Source organism: Arthrobacter sp. zg-Y1110, from assembly GCF_025244865.1.
Classification (GTDB): domain Bacteria; phylum Actinomycetota; class Actinomycetes; order Actinomycetales; family Micrococcaceae; genus Arthrobacter_B.
In genome coordinates this window covers 431,179-449,348 of sequence record NZ_CP104272.1, presented here as the reverse complement: position 1 = coordinate 449,348, position 18,170 = coordinate 431,179, and the positions used below count along the sequence as shown (strand labels likewise).

Genomic DNA, 18,170 nt, shown 5'->3' with positions numbered 1-18,170 from the left:
AGGTTACTTCTCCTCGATACTGACGATGCTGCCGGCAAGGCGTGACCCGCTGGCTCCTACTGCTGCCTGGGCCAGCGTCTGTCCGTCAACGGTGACGTTCAGCGGGCGGTGGCGGGGGTGGCCCAGATTCAGGACGTCCCCTACGGCAAGGTTCAAGACCATGGCGGGCTTCACCGTGATGGGTTCCAGCTGCAGGCACACCTTCACGGGCACGTGTGCAAGCTGCAGCTGGACAAGTTCGGCCGGAGCGGCGTTGCTGGACTGGGCGCCCAGCGGGTCCAGCTGCGGCAGCAGGGCGGCGGCCGGGATGGCCACGGTGGCGGGAGCGGTGGTTTCACCGACCACCATCTCGAAAGTGGCCACGATCATCGGGTCCCCGGAGGCCGCCGCCTGGGCGAACTGCGAGTTGTACTGGACCGAGGACAGCGTCAGCGGGGCCGAGAGCAGGTGGCCGAGGGAGTAGTGCAGGTCCTCCACGGCGTCGTCCATGATCTTGCCCAGCAGTGCCTGCTCGATATGCGTGAATTTGCGCTCCGGCGCGGTCTGGAAGCCGGTGCCGCCGAGCATGTGTCCCACCCAGGACAGTGCTGCGGCCATGGGGAACTGGATGACGGCCTTCGCGGAGGTGGTGGAGATGTTGAAAAGCACCATGCCGGTGTTGTCCGGCAGCGCGGCGGCGTACTCGTCGTAGCTCAGCACCTGCACGTCTTCCGAGGTGACCTGCGAAAGCACCCGCACCTTGGCGGTCAGCTGCGTGCCCCACTGGCGGGCGAAGGTGTCGAAGGCCATTTCCAGGACACGCGCATGCTCACGGGCCAGCGTAGTGGGCCTGCTGAAGTCATAGACCTCTACGGGCTTTGCTTTCGCGGGCATGCTTAAGGAAGGTGAATCTTGGACCATCACACCCCGCACTATCGGCACTCGGAACGGCTGCGTAAGAAAAGCCGTTAGGTGCCTGCCGCGGTTTCACGCTCGGCCACGATTTGGGGGATGAGCGAGCGGACGTCTTCGCTTTGTCCGGACAGGACCACTATGTCCACCCGCCGGTTCTGGGCGAGTTCGGCGGCGTCCCTGCCGGGGGTCAGCGGGCGGGATTCGCCGTAACCCACTGCCTTCATGTGGTCCTGCTTCACTCCCCCGCCGGAGACGAGGTAACGCAGCACGTTCACCGAACGGGACGAGGACAGTTCCCAGTCCAACGCGTCGTCGGCGTACTGGCGGACCTGGGCGGTATGGCCTTCCACCGAAACCTGGTAGGTGGTCGGAGCGAGTGCGGGACCTACGGTGTCCAGCACCTGGACGGCCTCGTCGGTGAGGTCGGCCAGGTCCGGGGCGAAGAACATTTCCGAGCTGACCAGCCGGATGGTCAGGCCGCGCTCATCCATTTCGAAGCGCACGGCGTCTTCCAGGCCCTTTTCCTGCAGGCCCGCGTAAATGGCGTCCTGGAGCGCCGTGAGATCGTCCACTTCCTTGGCGGCCAGCGCGGCGTCGGGCTCAACGGTCTCTTCGCTGTCCACCTTGTCCGGCGGCACGATGATGCCGACGGCGGTGTCCACTGTGTTGCTCTCCTCGGCACCGAAACCGGTGGCCAGGGATTCCTTGAGCTGCTCGAACTTCTTCGCGTCCACAGTGGACATGGCGAACAGGACAATGAACATACACATCAGCACGGTGACCATGTCCATGTAGGAGGCCATCCAGCGTTCGTCCGGGTGATCGTCCTCCTCGTGCTGTTTTGGACGCCGGCCCTTGGCGCTCACGCTGCGTCCTGGACCTTGTCTGCAGCATCGGCCTTGTCGGCCTTATCTGCCTTGTCCGCCTTGCCGCCCAATGTGTGGGCCGGGACCATCGCGCGCAGCCGTTCCCCGAGCAGGCGCGGCTGGCTGCCGGCCTGCAGGGCCAGGACACCTTCCATCAGGAGGTTCATTTCATCCGCTTCGAGCTCCGCCAGCCGCTTGAGCCGGGTGCTGATGGGCAGCCAGATGAAGTTGGCCGAAAGCAGCCCCCACAGGGTGGCCACAAAGGCAGTGGCGATCATGGGCCCCAGGTGGTCCGGGGTGGAGAGGTTCTCCAGGACGTGGGTCAGCGAAACAACGGTGCCGATGATGCCGATGGTGGGACCATAACCGCCCAAGCTGTTGAAGAACTTCACCGCAATCTTGTCGGTGGCGGTCTTGGTGGCGATTTCGTCTTCGAGCAGCATGCGCAGCTCCTCGCCGTCGGTGCCGTCGGCGATGTTCTGCAGGGCCGTGCGCAGGAAGGGATCTTCGACCTCCGCGGCGTCCTGCTCAAGGGACAGGAGGCCTTCGCTGCGGGCCTTTTCCGCCAGCAGGACCACCCGGTCAATGGTCTCCTGCGGCCGGGGGGTCTTGCCCATGAAGGCCCGGGGCAGGGACTTGAAGGACAGGATGAAGTCCTTGAAGGTTCCTCCCGCAAGGCCCACGGCAATGGTGGCGCCGAATACGAGGATCATCGGCGCCGGCAGCAGGAGCGCGGACACATGGGCACCTTCGAGGGTGATCATGGCATAAAGCGACCCGAAGGCGAGGACTAAGCCGATAATTGTTGCTGGATCCATTAGTCGTTCCTAGGGCGAAGGGGCACTGCATTGCTGGGGGGAGCTTTCTCCGGGGCCGCCGGAAAAGCGTCGGGCACGAGCCCAAGGGGACGCCCGGGAACGCGGGGAGGGATGTCGCGTGCCATGGAAATCACCTGCGCCCGGTAGGCCGCAATGCGGTCGATAACTTCCTGCAGGCTCTCCGTCACGATGTACTTCGCGCCGTCGACCATCACCAGGGTGGTGTCCGGGTTGGAGTGGATCCGCTCGATCAGGTCAGGGTTGATCGCGAACTGAGCATCGTTGAGACGCGTAAGAACAATCATTGCCCCGTCCTGGCTGGTTCCACAGGACTCCGATAGGCCCTCACCCCTACTTTCGGCCGTTACGGCCCCGTCGTTAGGAAGGTCCGGTACCGGACGTTGCATCCGCGGGGTACAGGACGCCAAAACGGCCCCGCCGGCAGCTGCCGCAGACGGGGCCGTTCGGTTCAGCAGAGGCTAGCGCTTCAGGTTGGTCAGTTCCTGCAGCACTTCGTCCGAGGTGGTGATGATTCGGGCGTTGGCCTGGAAGCCGCGCTGGGCGACGATCAGGTTGGTGAATTCCTGGGACAGGTCCACGTTGGACATTTCCAGCATGCCGCTGCCGATGCCGCCGGCACCGGCCTCGCCGGGACCGGCGATGACGGGGTTGCCGGAGTTCACCGTAGCGGTGAAGCTCGAGTTGCCGGCCTTCTCCAGGCCGGCCGAGTTGGTGAAGGTGGCGACGGCGATGCGGGCCAGGGCCTGCTTTGCACCGTTGGTGAAGGAACCGATCACCGTGCCGTCCTTGCCGATGGAGAAGGACTCCAGCGTGCCCGCACTGCGGCCGTTGCTGGTGACGGAGGCCGTGCTGACACCGGCGTAGCTGGAGAGCCCGGTGAGGTTCACGGCCACGCCGCCCACGGTGATGGTGTCGGCATTGGCGTCGGCCTGGGCGCCGTCGGCAAAGTCCAGGTCCACGAGTGCCGCGCCCGTCGCGCTAACGCTCCAGCCGCCCGCGGTACGCGTGAAGGTCAGGGGAACCACTGAGGGGTTGCCGTTGGCATCGTAGACGTCCATGTCGCGCACAACCGTGCCGCCGACCGGGGTCTCCGAGGGCAGGTTGCCGGTCATGGTGGCTTCGTTGGTAGCCGCGGCCGGGACGATGGCACCGTCGGGCAGGACAATGTTGCCCACTGCACCGCCGGTGTTCAGGGTGCCGTCGGCGTTGGCAGTCCAGCCCTGGACAATGCCGCCGTCCGTTGAGACCAGGCGGCCGGCTCCGTCCAGGTTGAACGCGCCCGCGCGGGTATAGGTGGAGGTATTGCCCTGGCGGGTGATGAAGTAACCCTCGCCGTTGATCATCAGGTCCTCGGCCCGGCCCGTGGCCTGCGCCGAACCCTGCGTGAAGTTGGTGGTGATACCGGAGACCAGGACGCCGAGGCCGACCTGCGCCGGGTTGCCGCCGCCGTTGTTGGCGCCTGGCGCGGTGGCACCCTGCGTCAGCTGGGACAGGGTGTCCTGGAACTGGACGGCAGTGGCTTTGTAACCGGTGGTGTTGACGTTGGCGATGTTGTTGCCGGTGACGTCAAGCATGGTCTGGTGCGAGCGGAGTCCGGAGATACCGGAGTAAAGGGAGCGAAGCATTGGTGGCGCCTTTCAGCTTTGGTGGTGCCGGGAGGGAGGGTTATGCGGTTGCTGCGGGTGCTTTGGGTGCGTCGGGGGTTTGATCTGCTGCCCCGTCGACGACGCCGGAGATTCGGTCCAGCAGGACATCCTCACCGTTGATGTTGACGGTCGGGACGCCGGCGGCGTAGGAGACCGATTTGGCGGTTCCGGTGACGGACACACCGTCGTCGTTGGTATAGGTGACGGTCTGGCCGATGAGCGCAGCAGCGGCAATACGCATCTGCAGGGAGAAATTCTCTTCGTCCATCTTCGCCATGGCGGTGAGCTGTTCCATGGACGCCAGCTGGGTGGTCTGGGAGATCATCTCGTTGGTGTCCATGGGCGAACTGGGGTCCTGGTTGCGCAGCTGGGTGACCAGCAGGTGCATAAAGACCTCGCTGTCCATGGTTTGCTTTGGCTCTCGGACTGCGGTTCCGCCGGCGGTAATGCCGCCTGCGGCCGCTACTCCTTCTACGGGCACGTGGTCTCCTCTTCTAGGCCAGGAAGTCGATGGTTGATGCCGACGCGGGGAATCCCGGCCGGTAAGTGAGTGGAGCCGGGTCCGCCGGCGTCTGCTCGGGGTTGGCCCGGTCCTGCGTTGCAGAACCCGGTTCCGTTCCGTGCCCGCGGCGTTCAGCACCCTCGCCCGGGGCGTCCTGGGCGGAGAGGGAAAGGTTGGCGTTCATGCCCGAGCCGGCAAGGTCCCGGCGCAGGTCCGTCATGAGGGTGCGCAGCGCTTCGCGGCCGGCCTCGGACGGAGCGAATAGCTCGATCCGGACGCCTTCCGTACCCACATGGGCCCTAACGGTGACCGGTCCGAGGTTGTCCGGGGTGATGCTCAGCGTCATCACATGCTCCCCCTGCGTAGCCGTTGCAAGGGAAAACAGCGGCTGGGACACCTGGGGCAGCAGCGGGGTTGCAACGGGCGCGGCCGCCGAGGCCGCCGGCATGACGGGCGCTCCGGAGACAGCCGCCTGGGGCTGCAGCGGGGACAGTGTCATAACCGGCCCGACAGCCGGGGATTCTGCTGCGCCCGCGGGAACCGGTGCGGCGGAAGCGGCAGTATCGGCAGTTCCGGCGGCGGGCATTGCGGCGGCGAAGGCCAGGGCCGCCGCGTTTCCGGCGCCTGCACCGGAGACCGGCACGGAGCCGGGAACCACTGTGCTGTTCGCTGCCCCGGCCGGCGCGTTCGACGCCGGTGCGGCGCCGCCGGTTGCCGGGAGTCCTGCCGCCGAGGCGGCGGCATCGGCTTGAACGGTGCCTGCGGTGCCTGCGGTGCCTGCGGTGACGGCGTTTGCCGGTGACGTTGCCGTGGCTGCCGTGGCTGCGGTGCCCGGCAAAGGACTTCCTCCGGTGGCCGCGCTGGCCGCACCTGAGGTGGTGACGGCAGACGGCTTCGGGGTACCGGCATCGGCCGTGTTCCGCGGAGCTGCTGTTGCTGCCGCCCCGGTGGTGACGACGGCGGCGGCGCCCGCAGTAGCCGCGGCCATGACGCTGCCCGGGGTGGAGGCGACGGCCGTGGCGGCCGTGCCCGCCGCACCCGGTGCGGCTCCCCCGACGGGAACGCCGTCAACAGCTTCGGAATCGCTGGACCCGGCACCGGTTGAGACTGCTGCCGGCAGGGATGCACCCGCAAAACCGGCAAAAGCCGTTGCCGGAGCGGGAACCGGGGGCTGCACCGATGATCCGGGCGCGGGCATTACGGACGCAGGCTGCAACGGGGAAGCCGCGGCGCCCTCGACTGCAGTGGACGTACCGGCAAAGTCTGCAGGGGCTGTCGCGGCAGCCTGTCCGCCAGCCTTTTGTTCCGGCATTGGAGCAGCTTTCCCGGCGTCGCGGGCAGCAGCTTTCCCGGCGTCGCGTCCAGCGTCGCGGCTGGATGCGGCCCGGTTCGAGGCGGCAAGGGCATCCTCAAACGTGGACCCGAACTGGTCTGCACCAACGCCCGCGGAGGCGGACCCCTGGACAGCGGTCCGGGGGGAAGCAGCGGGGGCGGCCGTGCGCGGCATGCCGGCGGAGACGCTCATGCTGCAGTTCCCATCATGGCCGCCTGCGCGGCGCGGGCGGAAGCCACCAGGTCGGAGAGACCGGCGGCACCGGCAGCGCCGGCACTACCGGCGGCACCGGCGGATTCCGTCGGCAGGATGCGGCGGATAGTGGTCAGGTTGGCGTCGGTTTCCCATGCATCGCGGATGGCGATGGTCTGGCCCGGCTGCGGCGCGTCCACTGCCTTTCCGTTGCCCAGGTAGATGGCAACGTGTCCGCCGTCGTGGCTGAAGAGCAGGTCCCCGGGCTGTGCGTCGGCCATGGAAGCGACCTCGGTCCCCGAGTTCATCTGGTCCCAGGTGACGCGCGGAAGGGTGAAGCCGAGATCCTTGTAGACGTTCTGCACGAAGGAAGAACAATCCAGACCCTGCGCTGGATCGTTGCCGCCCCAGATGTAGGGCAGGCCCAGGTATTTCTGGACGGCGTCGAGCACTTTGCCGTCCGCTGCCGCGCCGCCGGATGTGCCGGTGTCCGTTCCCGCCGACGCCGCGGAAGTCAGCGCGGACAGAGTGGAAGCGAACTCCGCATCGGACCCGGCCGCTGTGGCCGTGGAAGTGGCAGCGGCCGCCTTTGCGGCTGTTGTTCCGGAGAGCTGGCTCAGCGTGCTTCGGATTTCGTCGATCCGCCCCAGGGCGTCCGTCATGCTCATTAGTTGGCTTCCTTCTGCCGGCGGTGCCAGGCGGAGCCGGCGAGTTCGTCCAGGATGGTTTGTTCGGTGCGCAGGTCCTCGGCGGCTTCTGCCTCGGCGAACTTGCCTTCAAGCTTTTCCAGGCCCACGGAGCGGGCGCGTGCGGAGGAGAATTCGGCGCGTGCCGCTTCCACTTCCGCGGCATGCCGCGTGCCCAACGCGTTCAGATCCGCGAGCATGCTGCGCGAGGAGGCGCGGGCCGCCGCAATCGCGTTCATGGTTGCCGCATCCACCGCCTCGCTGTGGGAGGCTTCGAGGGAGTTGTAGGCCTCGGCACGGGCTTCGCGGATTTCCCGCATGCGGACGTTGGCCGCCGCGAGTTCGCCTGCGGCGCGGTCCTGCTGCAGCTGGCGCAGCCGCAGCAGTCCGGCCAGGGGGAAGGCACGGGACATCAGGACACCCCCAGCATCCGGGTGAGATTGTGCAGCTGCGCCCAAGCGGTCTCCGCCGGGGTCTGTTCATCCATGCGCTGCTGCAGGAACGCGTTGATGGCGTCCTGGTTGTCCACTGCCGCGTCCACCAAGGGATTGGAGCCGCGCTGGTAGGCGCCGACGTCGAGCAGGTCCTGCGCAGCCTTCCGCGCAGCCATCACCCGGCGCAGCGTTGACGCAGCATCGCTGCGTTCCCGCGGGTTTACGCGGGAGGCAACGCGGGAAATGGAAGCCAGGGCGTCAATTGACGGGAAGTGGCCGGAGACGGCGAGCTTGCGGTCCAGGACCACGTGTCCGTCGAGGATAGAGCGGGCGCTGTCGGCAATGGGCTCGTTGTGGTCATCGCCGTCCACGAGCACGGTATACATGCCGGTGACGGAACCCCGTTCGCCCGTACCGGCTCGTTCGAGCAGCTGCGCGAGCAGGGAGAAGGTGGAGGGCGGGTAACCGCGGGTGGCCGGCGGTTCGCCTACGGATAGCCCGATTTCACGCTGGGCCATGGCCACGCGGGTCAGGGAATCCATCATCAGCATGACGTCGGCGCCCCGGTCGCGGAAGGATTCGGCAATCCGGGTGGCCACAAACGCGGCACGCAGGCGCATGAGCGCAGGTTCGTCCGACGTCGAGACCACCACGATGGACCGCGCCAGGCCCTCGGCGCCCAGGTCGTCTTCGAGGAACTCGCGGACTTCACGGCCGCGCTCCCCTACCAGGGCGATCACGGACACTTCCGCGTCCGTGCCGCGGGCAATCATGGAGAGCAGGGAGGACTTGCCGACGCCGGAGCCGGCGAACAGGCCCATGCGCTGGCCGCGCCCCACGGTGGTGAGGGTGTCCATTGCCCGGACGCCGAGCTGCAGCGGGGTATTGATCCGGGTGCGCAGCATGGCGGACGGGGTTTCGTGGTCCAGCGGCACAAAGGCCTCGACCTGCAGCGGACCCTTGCCGTCGATGGGGCGGCCCAGGCCGTCCAGCACCCGGCCGAACAGCCCGGTGCCGGTGGGGACCAGCAGCGGTGTGCCTTTCGAGCGTGCCGGAGTTCCGGCGGTCAGGCCGGCGATCCGGCCGAAGGGCATGCAGCGGATGCCGTCACGGGTGGCTGCCACCACTTCGGCGTCCACCTCGGACCCGGGGTGCCCGATGGACACCAGCTCGCCTACGCCGCAGTCGAGGCCGGCAATTTCAATGCTCAGCCCCAGGACGGAGGATACCCGGCCAATGCGCTGCGGTGCGGCGGAGCGCAGGGCTGCCGTGAAACGGTCGGCGCGGGGGCGCCACGTGGTGACGGTCATGAGTCCTCCCCCAGCAGAGCCGCGCGGGCACGCTCGACGGCGGAACTCAGCGAGGCGTCCAGGTAGCCGTCCGGGAACTCGGTGACGGCGTCGCCCCGCCGCAGGCCGGCGTCGCCCACGAACTCCACCCGGGCGCGGCGCAGCGTGTCTTCATCCAGGGACGCGAGGTCCACCGGATGCATGCGGACGCGCTGCACCAGGTCAGTGTCCACGCCTTCCAGGGCACGGGCCAGCGCTGAGCGGGCGGAGGTGTCGTCGGAAGCGAGTTCCCGGCCCAGCAGCGCTTCGGCCAGGTCGATGGCTGCGGCGGCCAGCGCGTCCTGGACGTCGGTGATCAGGGCGACGGTGCGGCCTTCGAGGCTGAAGACAGCGGAGTTGAGCGCGGAAAGGCTCCGGTTGATGCGTTCCTGGCCGCGGCGCATTTCGTCGTCGTACTGCTCCCGCAGGGTGCGGCGCAGCAGATCGGTGTCCGCTGCGGCGGCCCGCAGGCCGGCGGCGTAACCGGCGGCGTGGCCGCGGGCTTCCACCTGGGCGTTGAGCTGTGCTTCGTCCGTGGCGCCGAGGGAGGTGTAGACCAGGCGGGAGAACATCTGCTGGTCAGTAGACATATTCTTCCTCGTCCGCGTGATGCACCTCGATGATGCCCTGGGCTTCCATTTCGCGGATGGCCCGGACAATGTTGGCGCGTGCTTCTTCCACCTGCGAGAGGCGGGCGGGACCGGAAACCTTGATTTCGTCGTCGAGCAGTTCGCGGTTGCGTTCGGAGACGTTGGTGCGGATGGCGTCCAGCACCGCCTCGGTGGCGCCCTTCATGGCCAGGGCCAGGGTGCCCACATCGATGCCGCGCAGCACAAGCTGCACGTCCCGGCGTTCGAGCTTGACCAGGTCGGCGAAGGTAAGCATCCGGGAGCGGACTTCTTCCGCCAGCTCCGGATCGCGTTCCTCAAGCGCCTCGAGCAGCGCCCGTTCGGTGACTGCGTCGGAGCGGTTGATGATTTCCACCAGCGGCTGCACGCCGCCGATTGCGTCGGTTGCCTCGCGGGCGGCACCCAGCGCCGAGGCGCGTGCCCGCAGCGTTTCGGCGACCACGCGCACGGCTTCCGGGGTAGCGCGGGCCATGGTGGCAATGGCCTGCGCGACGTCGGTGCGCAGCTCCGCGCTCAGGCCGGTCAGCACGGCTGAAGCGCGCTGGGGACGCATATGCGCCAGGACCAGCGCAATGGTCTGCGGCAGCTCACCGTCCAGCAGCGAAATCACCTGGTTGGGCTCGGCGGTTTCGAGGAATTCGAAGGACTTGCCCGCCATCGAGGAGGCCAGGCGTTCCATCACGCCGGAGGCACGCTCAACACCGAAGGACGCTTCGAGCAGTCCCATGGCGACGTCGCGGCCGCCATGGGCGCGGCGGCGACCCTCAATGGTCATCTCGTAGAACTCGTTGATGGCTTCCTCGGCCACGGAAGAGTCAACCCGGCGAAGCCGGACAATCTCCGCCGCGATGGCCTGCGCCTCGGCCTCGGTGAACTGCTGCATAACCACCGCGGCCCGGGAGGTTTCCAGCTGCATCAAGATGATGGCAGCCTTCTGGGTGCCGGTCAGTTCGCCCGATCCCGAAGCCGGCCCGGCGCTGTGCAGGGCAAGGGAGGACCCGTTCGAGGCGACGGCAAAGGGCAGTCCGGCCGGGGCAGTGGCAACGTCGGTCATGCTCGGGTGTCCTCCATGAGGTTGCGCAGGTAGTCAGCGGTGCGGACCGGGTCCTGTGCTGCCAGGGCGTCGAGTTCGGCCCGCTTACGGTCCTGGTCCACGGCAGCAGCGACAATCTGCATCGAGGCCGTGTCCGTGGAAACCAGCGGGGCGGGTTCGCTCAGCATGGTGAGGCCCGCCGCCGGTGCCAGCGGATCCAGCTCCGGCAGTTCTCCAATGTCGATGGCTTCGCGGTTCTGCCGGCGGGAGCGCATGGCGTAAGCGACCAGGGCCAGGATGACCACCAGGACGATGCCGGCCACGATGATTCCCATCTGGAGCATCTCTGCGCGGCGTTCGGCTTCTTCTTCTGCCTGTGCCTCGGCCAGGGCGTCCTGCGCGCTGGTGGCGCCGTCCGCGTTGAAGGAGACCATTTCGACCGTGATCTCGTCACCGCGCTCGGCGTTGATGCCGGCGGCGGTGGCGACCAGGGCTTCCAGGTCTGCCACGTTCAATCCGGCGGCCGCATTGGTATTCAGCGCCACGGAGATCGTCTGGCGGTTCAGGGAACCGGCCGGGATGTCCCGGGTTTCGGTCACCTTGTTCACCGCGTTGTTCTTGGTGCTCGTTTCGGAACGGAAGGCGCCGTCGTCGTTTCCTCCGTTGGGCACCGCAATGTTGTCCGGACCCAGGATGCCCGCGGCGCTGCCGTTGGCACCGCCGGTGTATTCCTCGGTGCTGGTGGCTTCGTTCAGGGCCGGAGTGTCCTGCGGCGCGGTGAAGGATTCCTCCACCCGGTTGGCGGACTCATAGTTCATGTCGGCGGCGACGGCTACGGTGGCGTTGCCGGGACCCACTACACGGTCCAGCATGGTCTGCACGGAGGCGGTGACCCGCTCCTCGTAATCGGTGGCCTGCTTGTCGGCCGAACCGGTAGTGCCGGTGCCGACGGCGGAAAGCACGGTGCCGGTGGCATCGATAACGGCGACGTCGGTGGACTGCATACCGTCAACCGAGGCTGAGGTCAGGTGCACAATGGCGGAAACCTGGTCCGAGCTGAGCGTGGTCCCGTTCTGCGTTTCCACGAATACGGAGGCGGTGGGATCGGCCTTTTCAGACACAAACACGGTGTCTTCGGGGATGGCCAGCTGCACGGAGGCGTTCTTCACGCCGTCGATGGCACCTACGGTCTTGGCGATCTCGCCTTCCAGGGCCCGCTTGTAGGTTACGGACTGCTGGAATTCCGAGGAGGTGACTCCCATTTCGTCCAGCAGCGAGTAGCCGCCGCTGGATTCGGACGGCAGGCCGGCACCTGCGGCCTTGAGCCGCTGGTCGTAAACGAATTCCTCCGGCACCATGATGGTGCCGCCGCCGTTGGCAACCTCGTAGGGAACGCCGTCGGTCTTGAGCTGTTCCACGATGCTGTTGGCATCCGTGGCCTCCAGGCCGGAGAACAGCGGGGTGTAGGCCGGTTTGGTCAGCCAGGAGGCAAGCAGCGCAATGCCGAGGGCCACCACGGCAATACCGATAATGGCGATGGTCTTCTGCGCCAGGGTGAACTGGCCTACCGTCTTGCCCAGCCGGCCGGTCATCGCGCTCATGGGTCCGGGCATCAGGCCTGCATCCGCATGATCTCGTTGAACGCGTCAACACCCTTGTTCCGCACTGCGGCGACAAGTTCGAGGGTGACGGAGGCCCGGGTGGACGCGATGGTGGCTGCGTGGATGTCATCAAGGTCGCCGGTCACGGCCTGCACGGCGAGTGTCTTGGACGTGGACTGCAGTTCGGTGACGTTGTCCACGGCTCCGGTGAGCTGCGTGGCAAAGGAGGAACCGTCAGTGGAGACGGCGGGCTTTACGGCTTCCACGTATCCCGTCGGCGTGGTGCTGCTGACTGCGGCGATGGCGGGAACGGGCATTAGGAGCGTCCAATCTGCAGTGCTGCTTCGTATGTGCTCTTGGCACGGTCAACCACGGCGGCATTCGCTTCATAGCCGCGCTGGGCAAGGATCAGGTTGCCCATTTGTTCCGACAGGTCAATGTCCGGGTACCGGACGTAGCCTTCGGCGTCGGCGAGGGCGTGGTCCGGCTGGTAGACCATCCGGCCTTCGGCGTCGCCGTACTCCACGCCTGTGACGTGGACTCCGCTGCCTTCCCGGCCTTCCTGGGCTACGACGTAGCGGGCCTGGAAAGCAGCACCGTCGGTGCTGGAGACATTGTTGGCGTTGGCCAGGTTGTCGGAAACTGCGTCCAGCCACTTGCGGTGAGTGGTGAGTCCGGTTGCGGCAATGCCGATGGCATCGAAAGTCATTAGTTGGTCCTCAATGCCGTGCGGAGGGAATTGGCTTCTCCGCCAACGGCTTGGGTGGCGAACTGGTAGCGCAGCACGGTGTCGATATTGGACAGTGTTTCGGTGTCCAGGTTGACGTTGCTGCCGTCCAGGCGGGTGGGTTCAAGGGAACGCGAGGTGGTGGCGGCGACTGCTCCATTACCGGCTTTCACCGATTTAGCGAGGGCGTCCTCGAAAGTGACGCGCTGGGCCTGGTAGCCGGGGGTATTCACATTCGCAATATTGTTTGCGATGGTCCGCTGACGGAGGGCAAGACCGTCCAGGGCGCTTTGCAGCGCAATGGAGGAGACGGAATCGAACACAGTGAAACCCAGTTCTCGCTAAAGGGACAGTGCGGCCGATCCGTGGCCTCTTTCGTGAGCTATCCGTGCTCGTTAATGGTTATCGGCCGAATTAACGAGTAGGTAAGCGGTAATCAAGTAATTCTTTTGGATTTTTGCAAGTATGCGGTATAGGAAAAGTAAGCAGTCTTCCGATTTCGCTGCTTTTAGCCGTCAACTTCGAGATAAACGGCCGACGCCGCGGGGCCGGGGACACTGCGGATCAGCAGGGACTGTTTCCGGTTGGTCCGCGACTCACTTCGCAGCTGGGCGTATGCCCGGGTCTGTGCCTTGGACAGCATCCGGGCACGGGTAACGAGCTCCTCGGGGAGCGGGCCGAGGTCCGCCGGAGGTTCCCAGTCGGCCGCCACCTCGCGGGCCTGTTCCGTGAGGGACTGTCCTTCGAGGAAGGACTCCAGGTTGTCTTCGAGCTGCGTGAGGACGAATTCCCAGAGCGCGAGGTTGGCCAGTTCCTCCGGGCCGCGGTAGGGTTCTGCCGATTCAGCCGACACCGAGAACCCCTCCCGGTGTGCCGGCAGCGGCTGGCGTTGCGCCTGCGGCTGGGAGCTGCGCCGCCGCTTCATGCCAGGCAAGCCGGATCGGTTCGAGCAGGTCGATGCATTCCCGGGTCAGCTTTGCGTCCCGGCCGATGTTCGCGTTCATCAGGGTGGAAAGCGAGTACGTGTACAGGGCATGCAGGTTTTCCCCGCCCTCCCACACATCGGTCTTCAGCGTGCCCAGCAGCTCGGTGATAATGGCCTGGGCATGAAGCAGGTTCTCCGAAGCCACCGGCCACTCGGCATTCTGCTGCGCGGTTTCGGCCCGGGCAAGGTCCAGCAGCAGCCGGTCGTACAGCATCGTCAGGAGCCGGGCAGGCGAGGCCGAGAGCACGGCATTGCGTGCATATTCGGCCCGTTTGGCTGCCATTGAGTAGTTCACGGTCACTTCTTACTCGAGGAGGCGGTGAGGGAGTCGAGCTGGCCGGTGAGCCAGTCCATCTGGCTGTTGAGGGAGCCCAGCTTGACTTCAAGGTTGGTCCAGACGAGCTTCAGGGTGGATTCCCGCGAAGCCAGCCGGCGGTCCCACTGCTCGACCTGGCTGTTGAGGGACTTCACGGTGGATTCCTGGCTCTGGATCCGCTTGGTAATGGAGCCGTCGTACTTATCGGAGGCTGTCTTACCAACGGCCTCAACGCGGGCGGCAATTGCCTGCAGCGAAGCCTGCGTTTTTTCCGGATCCGCGGCGAGGGCGGCGGCGAACTTGTCGGCGTCGAACTCCACGGTGCCGTACTTGGTGAGCGTAATTCCGATGTCCGACGTCGAACGGCCGTCCAGCGAGCCGGTTGCGGCGCCCATGATGGACTGCTTCAGGGAGCGGGTGGCCGAATCCCCGGTGAACACCCCGCCGGTGGTCTTGGTGACGCCGTCGGAGGTGTCTATCGAGACGGCGGAGTTTCGGTCCATGTAGCCGAAAACGTCCGTCAGGGCGGACACCAGGGAGGCCGCGACGGCGGAAATCGCCTTGACGTCCCGGCTCACTGCCACGGTGACCGGATCGGTAGACACCGCGGAGACCGTGATGTCCACACCGGGCATCAGGTCCGCGAAGGTGTTGGTGGCGGAGGTGATCTTCGTTTCGGCTCCGGCCACTCCGGCCCACAGGGTGACCTCGGCGTCCTGACCGGCGCGGATGGCACCCAGGTCGGTGCCGTTCTGCGAGACGGTAAAGGCGCCGGCCGAGCCCGTGGCGGAGGCACTGAACTGCATCCGGTACTGGGCGACGCCGTCCACGCTGCCGGCAGCGATCTTGACGGCGGTGACACCCAGGTTGGCTTTGTTGACGGTGCTGATGACTTGATCCAGGCTCTTGCCTGCCGTGTCCAGCGCGGTGATGGTTCCGTTGGCAGAGATGGAAAGGGCGTCGCCGTTGGGCCACGCCGCCATGGCGCCGGAAAGCGAGACCTGCGCCGTGGCCAGTTTGTTCACCGTGATGTCCAGCGAGCCTGCGGCAGCGCCGGCCTTGGTGGTGGCCGTGACGGTGGTGGAGCCGGTGACGGCGGCGTAGCGGTCCGTTCCACCTGCCTTGGCGATCTTCCCGGCGGCTTCCGTCAGGGAAGCGATCTTGGTGTTGAGGTTCTGCAGGGCGGTCACAAAGAGCTGGTTGCTCTCGACCTTGTCCTTCAGGAGCTTCTGCGGGCGGGCTTCGATCTTCATCAGGTCCGCAATCATGGCGGTGGTGTCGATGCCGCTGATCAGCCCGTCAATGCCTAGCGCCATGAAAATGCTCCTTGGGAAGTCCTGCCGTGTCCTGCTGATGTCTTACGGGGTCCTGCTGGGTCCTGCATGTCCTGCGGTGACAAACAGAAGGCAGGGAATGGGCTGGCGGCGGGAAGCGTGAGGTCCAAGTCATGTTTCCCCGCCGCCAGCGGCCATTCACCTGCCGGTTCTGCGGTTACTGCTGATGAATCTGGTCAGGCGCTGCTACTACTGCAGGAGCGACATAACGCCGGAGTTCATCTGGTTGGCCTGGGCCAGCATTGCGGTAGCGGCCTGGGAGAGGATCTGGGACTTGGTGAAGTTACCCATTTCCGCTGCCATGTCCGTGTCGCGGATGCGGGAGTTGGCCGAGGAGAGGTTCTCCACGGACACCGCGATGGAGCGTGAGGCGGATTCCAGGCGGTTCTGCTGTGCACCCAGATCGGCGCGCTGGTCGGAAGTGGCCGCGATGGCAACATCCAGAGCGGTCGTCGCGGTAGCGGCAGAGGCCTGAGTATCGAGATCTCCCAAGCCCAAGGCGAGCGTGGTCAGAGTGCCGGCGACATCGGCCTGCGTGATGTCGATGGTCTCGTCGGCGCCTGCGCCTACCTGGATCTTCAGCGTCGCGGACTGGGTCTTAGTAGCATCCGCGTTCGGGCCCAGCAGCTGAATGCCGTTGAAGTTGGTGGAGGTGCTGATGCGGTCCAGCTCCGACTTCAGTTCGTCAACTTCGGACTTGATCGCGCCGCGCGACTCAGTGTTGTTCGTATCGTTAGCAGCCTGAACCGTCAGGTCACGCATACGGTTGAGGATGTTGTGGACCTCGGTCAGGGCGCCTTCAGCGGTCTGGATGAGGCTGATGCCGTCCTGGGCGTTGCGGCCGGCCTGCGTCAGACCGGAAACCTGGTTCTTCAGGCCTTCGGAGATGGCCAGGCCTGCAGCGTCGTCAGCCGCACGGTTGATGCGCATACCGCTGGAGAGGCGCTCCACCGACTTGGCCTGGTTCGTCTGGTTCAGGTTCAGGTTGCGCATGGCGTTGAGCGATGAAACGTTGGTGTTGATTGTGAAACCCATGATGTATTCCTCCGTGAGTGGGCTGTACTAACAGGCCCTTCCGTGGGCCTGCAACCATAGCTATCGGCGGAGCACCGACGGGTGTTAGGAGTTCTGAAAAAGAATTCGAAAAAAGATTTAAGTGCGGCGGTAAGCCTAGGAAGCGGCCGGATTGAAAGTTGCGGGGCGGCCCGGAACACCCGTAAGTCCGGGAACAAAGGCCTGCGCGCCGGGAAGGGCCGGGGCCAGATGGTGCCGCGTGATGCCGCCGGCGGTGCGTTCTCCCACTGAGGTGAGATAAGCGTTGCGGCGTGCCGGTGCGATCCGGGACTGGAGTTCCGGTGCGGCAGTAGCGTCGGAGTAATGCGTGCCCAGGCCGTCACGGAGGAGGCGGACCGCTTCGGCCCGCTGCTGGGACACGGCCGAGTGGGTGCTGCCGAGCTCTTCGGCTATTTCCTTGACCGTGCGGTCGTGGAAGTAAATCTCCTCCACTACATACCGCATCTTTTCCGGCAGGGCGGCGACGGCGGCCTGCAGGTACTTCAAGCGCTCGGAGGCCAGGAGGGAACCCTCGGGCGACGGCATATCTGCGATCAGGAAATCCGTTGCGGATTCGTCCAGGCTGGACACTGTGCGGGAAGCATCCGACAGTGCATCCTCTGCCACAGTGCGGTCCACACCCAAGGCGGAGGCGATCTCGTCCACATTGGGAGTGCGGCCCAGGGCGCCGGTGAGGGTTTCCTTCACCGCGAGGGTTTCCTTGATCCGCCGGCGGGCGGATCGCGTGGCCCAGTCATTGGAACGCATTTCATCCGCAAAGGCGCCGACGATGCGGCGGCGGGCATAGGCTCCAAAGGGAACACCCAGGTCCGGGTCGAACGAATCTGCGGACGTTATAAGGGCGATGGATCCGGCTGAGGCCAGGTCGTCACGCGAGAGGTGCGTGGCCTTGGCGCAGACTTCGGATACGAGATAACCAACCAACGGCAGATTTTCCACCACCATGGCATTACGTTCGGCGCGATTCAATGTGGACCCCCAAGCCCTTGTTCCCCAACTGTCCCCATACTGCGACCAGTTACGCCTGCTTCGTGGTCAGTGGCTGAGACCGCTGGTGAATCCACGCTTAAGCGCTTTAGCTGAAACATACCACTAACATTGAAGATGAACCGGCCGATAGTGATTTGTGGCGGACGTATTGGAATGCGGACGCCAAACCAAAGACTTTTGCCGCAGGTTGGGGCCTGAAATCAGACGTCTTATTCCGCTTTAGAGACATTCAGTGCACCACCTAGGAGGTGAGCAAAGCATGGGTACCCAGAAACTCTCGGCCCTTCTATGGGAAGAGCGCGAGTTGTTGGAACTTCTTGTGTTCAAGCTCGAAGAAGAACAACTGCTGCTCACCTCCGGAAAAACCAAATGGCTGACTCACGCCACGCGCGAGGTTGAACAGGTCCTCGAGCGCCTCCGCGGAGCCGATCTCGGCCGGGCTGTTGCCGTTGCCGGACTCGCCGTCGAATGGGGCACCTCCGAAAACGCCACGCTGCGTGAGCTGGTAGCCGCAGCTCCTCCCGGTCCGTGGACGGAAATCTTCAACGCACACCTCCAGGCCATGACCGAGCTGACCGTGAAGATCCGCGAACTGCGCGATATCAACGAACAGTTCCTGCGCACTGCGGCACGCTCGGCCCAGGAAACGCTCGCGGGGCTAAGCCCGGAAGCGAACACCTACACGGCGTCCGGCACCTCGGCCGCCCCCACCTCAGCCGCCCGGCTGGTTGACCAGAGCATTTGACGTTAAGGACCCCTAG

At 65.6% G+C, this 18,170-nt stretch carries 22 protein-coding genes; 1 reads left to right on the top strand and 21 read right to left on the bottom strand.

The window, feature by feature from the left end; translation table 11 throughout:
* Positions 1–3: 3 nt before the first annotated feature.
* The 21 genes from N2K99_RS02210 to N2K99_RS02110 all read right to left on the bottom strand — a co-directional run bounded on the left by N2K99_RS02210 (position 4) and on the right by N2K99_RS02110 (position 17,364).
* On the bottom strand, positions 4–873 hold the full coding sequence (locus N2K99_RS02210; protein ID WP_227923826.1) for a flagellar motor switch protein FliM: 870 nt from the start codon (positions 871–873) through the stop codon (positions 4–6).
* A gap of 74 nt (positions 874–947) precedes the next feature.
* Positions 948–1,760 (bottom strand): flagellar motor protein MotB, encoded by an 813-nt coding sequence (locus N2K99_RS02205; protein ID WP_227923828.1) that lies wholly within the window; start codon positions 1,758–1,760, stop codon positions 948–950.
* Positions 1,757–2,578 (bottom strand): motility protein A, encoded by an 822-nt coding sequence (locus N2K99_RS02200; protein WP_227923830.1) that lies wholly within the window; start codon positions 2,576–2,578, stop codon positions 1,757–1,759. Before N2K99_RS02200 ends, N2K99_RS02205 begins: the two co-directional genes overlap by 4 nt.
* Positions 2,578–2,883 carry a flagellar FlbD family protein gene (locus tag N2K99_RS02195; protein ID WP_227923849.1) on the bottom strand — a complete coding sequence of 102 codons (306 nt, stop codon included), beginning with the start codon at positions 2,881–2,883 and terminating at the stop codon, positions 2,578–2,580. The genes N2K99_RS02200 and N2K99_RS02195 overlap by 1 nt, the downstream gene beginning before the upstream one ends.
* Before the next feature lie 174 nt (positions 2,884–3,057).
* Complete coding sequence (locus tag N2K99_RS02190; protein ID WP_227934226.1) at positions 3,058–4,224, bottom strand: flagellar hook protein FlgE; 1,167 nt, start codon at positions 4,222–4,224, stop codon at positions 3,058–3,060.
* A gap of 40 nt (positions 4,225–4,264) precedes the next feature.
* Entirely contained in the window at positions 4,265–4,726 is a 462-nt protein-coding gene (locus N2K99_RS02185) for a flagellar hook assembly protein FlgD (protein WP_227934225.1), read from the bottom strand.
* Between the two features lie 13 nt (positions 4,727–4,739).
* On the bottom strand, positions 4,740–6,272 hold the full coding sequence (locus N2K99_RS02180) for a flagellar hook-length control protein FliK (protein WP_227934224.1): 1,533 nt from the start codon (positions 6,270–6,272) through the stop codon (positions 4,740–4,742).
* Positions 6,269–6,940, bottom strand: a complete 672-nt coding sequence (locus tag N2K99_RS02175; protein WP_227923858.1) for a C40 family peptidase — start codon at positions 6,938–6,940, stop codon at positions 6,269–6,271. The genes N2K99_RS02180 and N2K99_RS02175 overlap by 4 nt, the downstream gene beginning before the upstream one ends.
* Positions 6,940–7,371 carry a flagellar FliJ family protein gene (locus N2K99_RS02170; RefSeq protein WP_227934223.1) on the bottom strand — a complete coding sequence of 144 codons (432 nt, stop codon included), beginning with the start codon at positions 7,369–7,371 and terminating at the stop codon, positions 6,940–6,942. Before N2K99_RS02170 ends, N2K99_RS02175 begins: the two co-directional genes overlap by 1 nt.
* A complete protein-coding gene (locus N2K99_RS02165) occupies positions 7,371–8,702 on the bottom strand; it encodes a FliI/YscN family ATPase (RefSeq protein ID WP_227934222.1) in 1,332 nt (443 codons plus the stop codon). The genes N2K99_RS02170 and N2K99_RS02165 overlap by 1 nt, the downstream gene beginning before the upstream one ends.
* The gene (locus N2K99_RS02160; RefSeq protein ID WP_227934221.1) at positions 8,699–9,310 is read right to left on the bottom strand and encodes a FliH/SctL family protein; all 612 of its coding nucleotides are present in this window, start codon (positions 9,308–9,310) and stop codon (positions 8,699–8,701) included. The genes N2K99_RS02165 and N2K99_RS02160 overlap by 4 nt, the downstream gene beginning before the upstream one ends.
* Positions 9,300–10,265 (bottom strand): flagellar motor switch protein FliG, encoded by a 966-nt coding sequence (gene fliG / locus N2K99_RS02155; protein ID WP_231709554.1) that lies wholly within the window; start codon positions 10,263–10,265, stop codon positions 9,300–9,302. The genes N2K99_RS02160 and fliG overlap by 11 nt, the downstream gene beginning before the upstream one ends.
* 134 nt (positions 10,266–10,399) lie before the next feature.
* A complete protein-coding gene (fliF, locus tag N2K99_RS02150) occupies positions 10,400–11,983 on the bottom strand; it encodes a flagellar basal-body MS-ring/collar protein FliF (protein ID WP_308036455.1) in 1,584 nt (527 codons plus the stop codon).
* A gap of 11 nt (positions 11,984–11,994) precedes the next feature.
* The gene (gene fliE, locus N2K99_RS02145; RefSeq protein ID WP_227923869.1) at positions 11,995–12,300 is read right to left on the bottom strand and encodes a flagellar hook-basal body complex protein FliE; all 306 of its coding nucleotides are present in this window, start codon (positions 12,298–12,300) and stop codon (positions 11,995–11,997) included.
* Positions 12,300–12,692, bottom strand: a complete 393-nt coding sequence (gene flgC / locus N2K99_RS02140) for a flagellar basal body rod protein FlgC (RefSeq protein WP_227923870.1) — start codon at positions 12,690–12,692, stop codon at positions 12,300–12,302. Before flgC ends, fliE begins: the two co-directional genes overlap by 1 nt.
* Positions 12,692–13,033, bottom strand: coding sequence for a flagellar basal body protein (locus N2K99_RS02135; protein WP_227923871.1), 342 nt, complete (start codon positions 13,031–13,033; stop codon positions 12,692–12,694). Before N2K99_RS02135 ends, flgC begins: the two co-directional genes overlap by 1 nt.
* Before the next feature lie 185 nt (positions 13,034–13,218).
* Positions 13,219–13,563 (bottom strand): hypothetical protein, encoded by a 345-nt coding sequence (locus N2K99_RS02130; RefSeq protein ID WP_227923873.1) that lies wholly within the window; start codon positions 13,561–13,563, stop codon positions 13,219–13,221.
* On the bottom strand, positions 13,553–13,990 hold the full coding sequence (gene fliS / locus N2K99_RS02125) for a flagellar export chaperone FliS (protein WP_308036453.1): 438 nt from the start codon (positions 13,988–13,990) through the stop codon (positions 13,553–13,555). Before fliS ends, N2K99_RS02130 begins: the two co-directional genes overlap by 11 nt.
* Before the next feature lie 2 nt (positions 13,991–13,992).
* Positions 13,993–15,327: a flagellar filament capping protein FliD gene (gene fliD / locus N2K99_RS02120; RefSeq protein WP_227934219.1), complete on the bottom strand. Its 1,335-nt coding sequence runs from the start codon at positions 15,325–15,327 to the stop codon at positions 13,993–13,995.
* Between the two features lie 207 nt (positions 15,328–15,534).
* Positions 15,535–16,380, bottom strand: a complete 846-nt coding sequence (locus tag N2K99_RS02115) for a flagellin (protein ID WP_227934218.1) — start codon at positions 16,378–16,380, stop codon at positions 15,535–15,537.
* Positions 16,381–16,515: 135 nt separating this feature from the next.
* Entirely contained in the window at positions 16,516–17,364 is an 849-nt protein-coding gene (locus tag N2K99_RS02110; RefSeq protein ID WP_231709541.1) for a sigma-70 family RNA polymerase sigma factor, read from the bottom strand.
* A gap of 304 nt (positions 17,365–17,668) precedes the next feature.
* Here N2K99_RS02110 and N2K99_RS02105 point away from each other — a divergent pair, with 304 nt between their 5' ends.
* Positions 17,669–18,154 (top strand): flagellar protein FlgN, encoded by a 486-nt coding sequence (locus tag N2K99_RS02105; RefSeq protein ID WP_227923886.1) that lies wholly within the window; start codon positions 17,669–17,671, stop codon positions 18,152–18,154.
* The last annotated feature ends 16 nt before the right edge of the window (positions 18,155–18,170 follow it).

Coding starts and splice junctions, on each gene's coding strand:
- flgC (WP_227923870.1), bottom strand. CDS start 12,692: ATGACTTTCGATGCCATCGGCATTGCCGCAACCGGACTCACCACTCAC.
- N2K99_RS02195 (WP_227923849.1), bottom strand. CDS start 2,883: ATGATTGTTCTTACGCGTCTCAACGATGCTCAGTTCGCGATCAACCCT.
- fliE (WP_227923869.1), bottom strand. CDS start 12,300: ATGCCCGTTCCCGCCATCGCCGCAGTCAGCAGCACCACGCCGACGGGA.
- N2K99_RS02170 (WP_227934223.1), bottom strand. CDS start 7,371: ATGTCCCGTGCCTTCCCCCTGGCCGGACTGCTGCGGCTGCGCCAGCTG.
- N2K99_RS02190 (WP_227934226.1), bottom strand. CDS start 4,224: ATGCTTCGCTCCCTTTACTCCGGTATCTCCGGACTCCGCTCGCACCAG.
- N2K99_RS02175 (WP_227923858.1), bottom strand. CDS start 6,940: ATGAGCATGACGGACGCCCTGGGGCGGATCGACGAAATCCGAAGCACG.
- N2K99_RS02210 (WP_227923826.1), bottom strand. CDS start 873: ATGCCCGCGAAAGCAAAGCCCGTAGAGGTCTATGACTTCAGCAGGCCC.
- fliF (WP_308036455.1), bottom strand. CDS start 11,983: ATGAGCGCGATGACCGGCCGGCTGGGCAAGACGGTAGGCCAGTTCACC.
- N2K99_RS02110 (WP_231709541.1), bottom strand. CDS start 17,364: ATGGTGGTGGAAAATCTGCCGTTGGTTGGTTATCTCGTATCCGAAGTC.
- N2K99_RS02180 (WP_227934224.1), bottom strand. CDS start 6,272: ATGAGCGTCTCCGCCGGCATGCCGCGCACGGCCGCCCCCGCTGCTTCC.
- fliG (WP_231709554.1), bottom strand. CDS start 10,265: ATGCAGCTGGAAACCTCCCGGGCCGCGGTGGTTATGCAGCAGTTCACC.
- N2K99_RS02165 (WP_227934222.1), bottom strand. CDS start 8,702: ATGACCGTCACCACGTGGCGCCCCCGCGCCGACCGTTTCACGGCAGCC.
- N2K99_RS02160 (WP_227934221.1), bottom strand. CDS start 9,310: ATGTCTACTGACCAGCAGATGTTCTCCCGCCTGGTCTACACCTCCCTC.
- N2K99_RS02200 (WP_227923830.1), bottom strand. CDS start 2,578: ATGGATCCAGCAACAATTATCGGCTTAGTCCTCGCCTTCGGGTCGCTT.
- N2K99_RS02105 (WP_227923886.1), top strand. CDS start 17,669: ATGGGTACCCAGAAACTCTCGGCCCTTCTATGGGAAGAGCGCGAGTTG.
- fliD (WP_227934219.1), bottom strand. CDS start 15,327: ATGGCGCTAGGCATTGACGGGCTGATCAGCGGCATCGACACCACCGCC.
- N2K99_RS02115 (WP_227934218.1), bottom strand. CDS start 16,380: ATGGGTTTCACAATCAACACCAACGTTTCATCGCTCAACGCCATGCGC.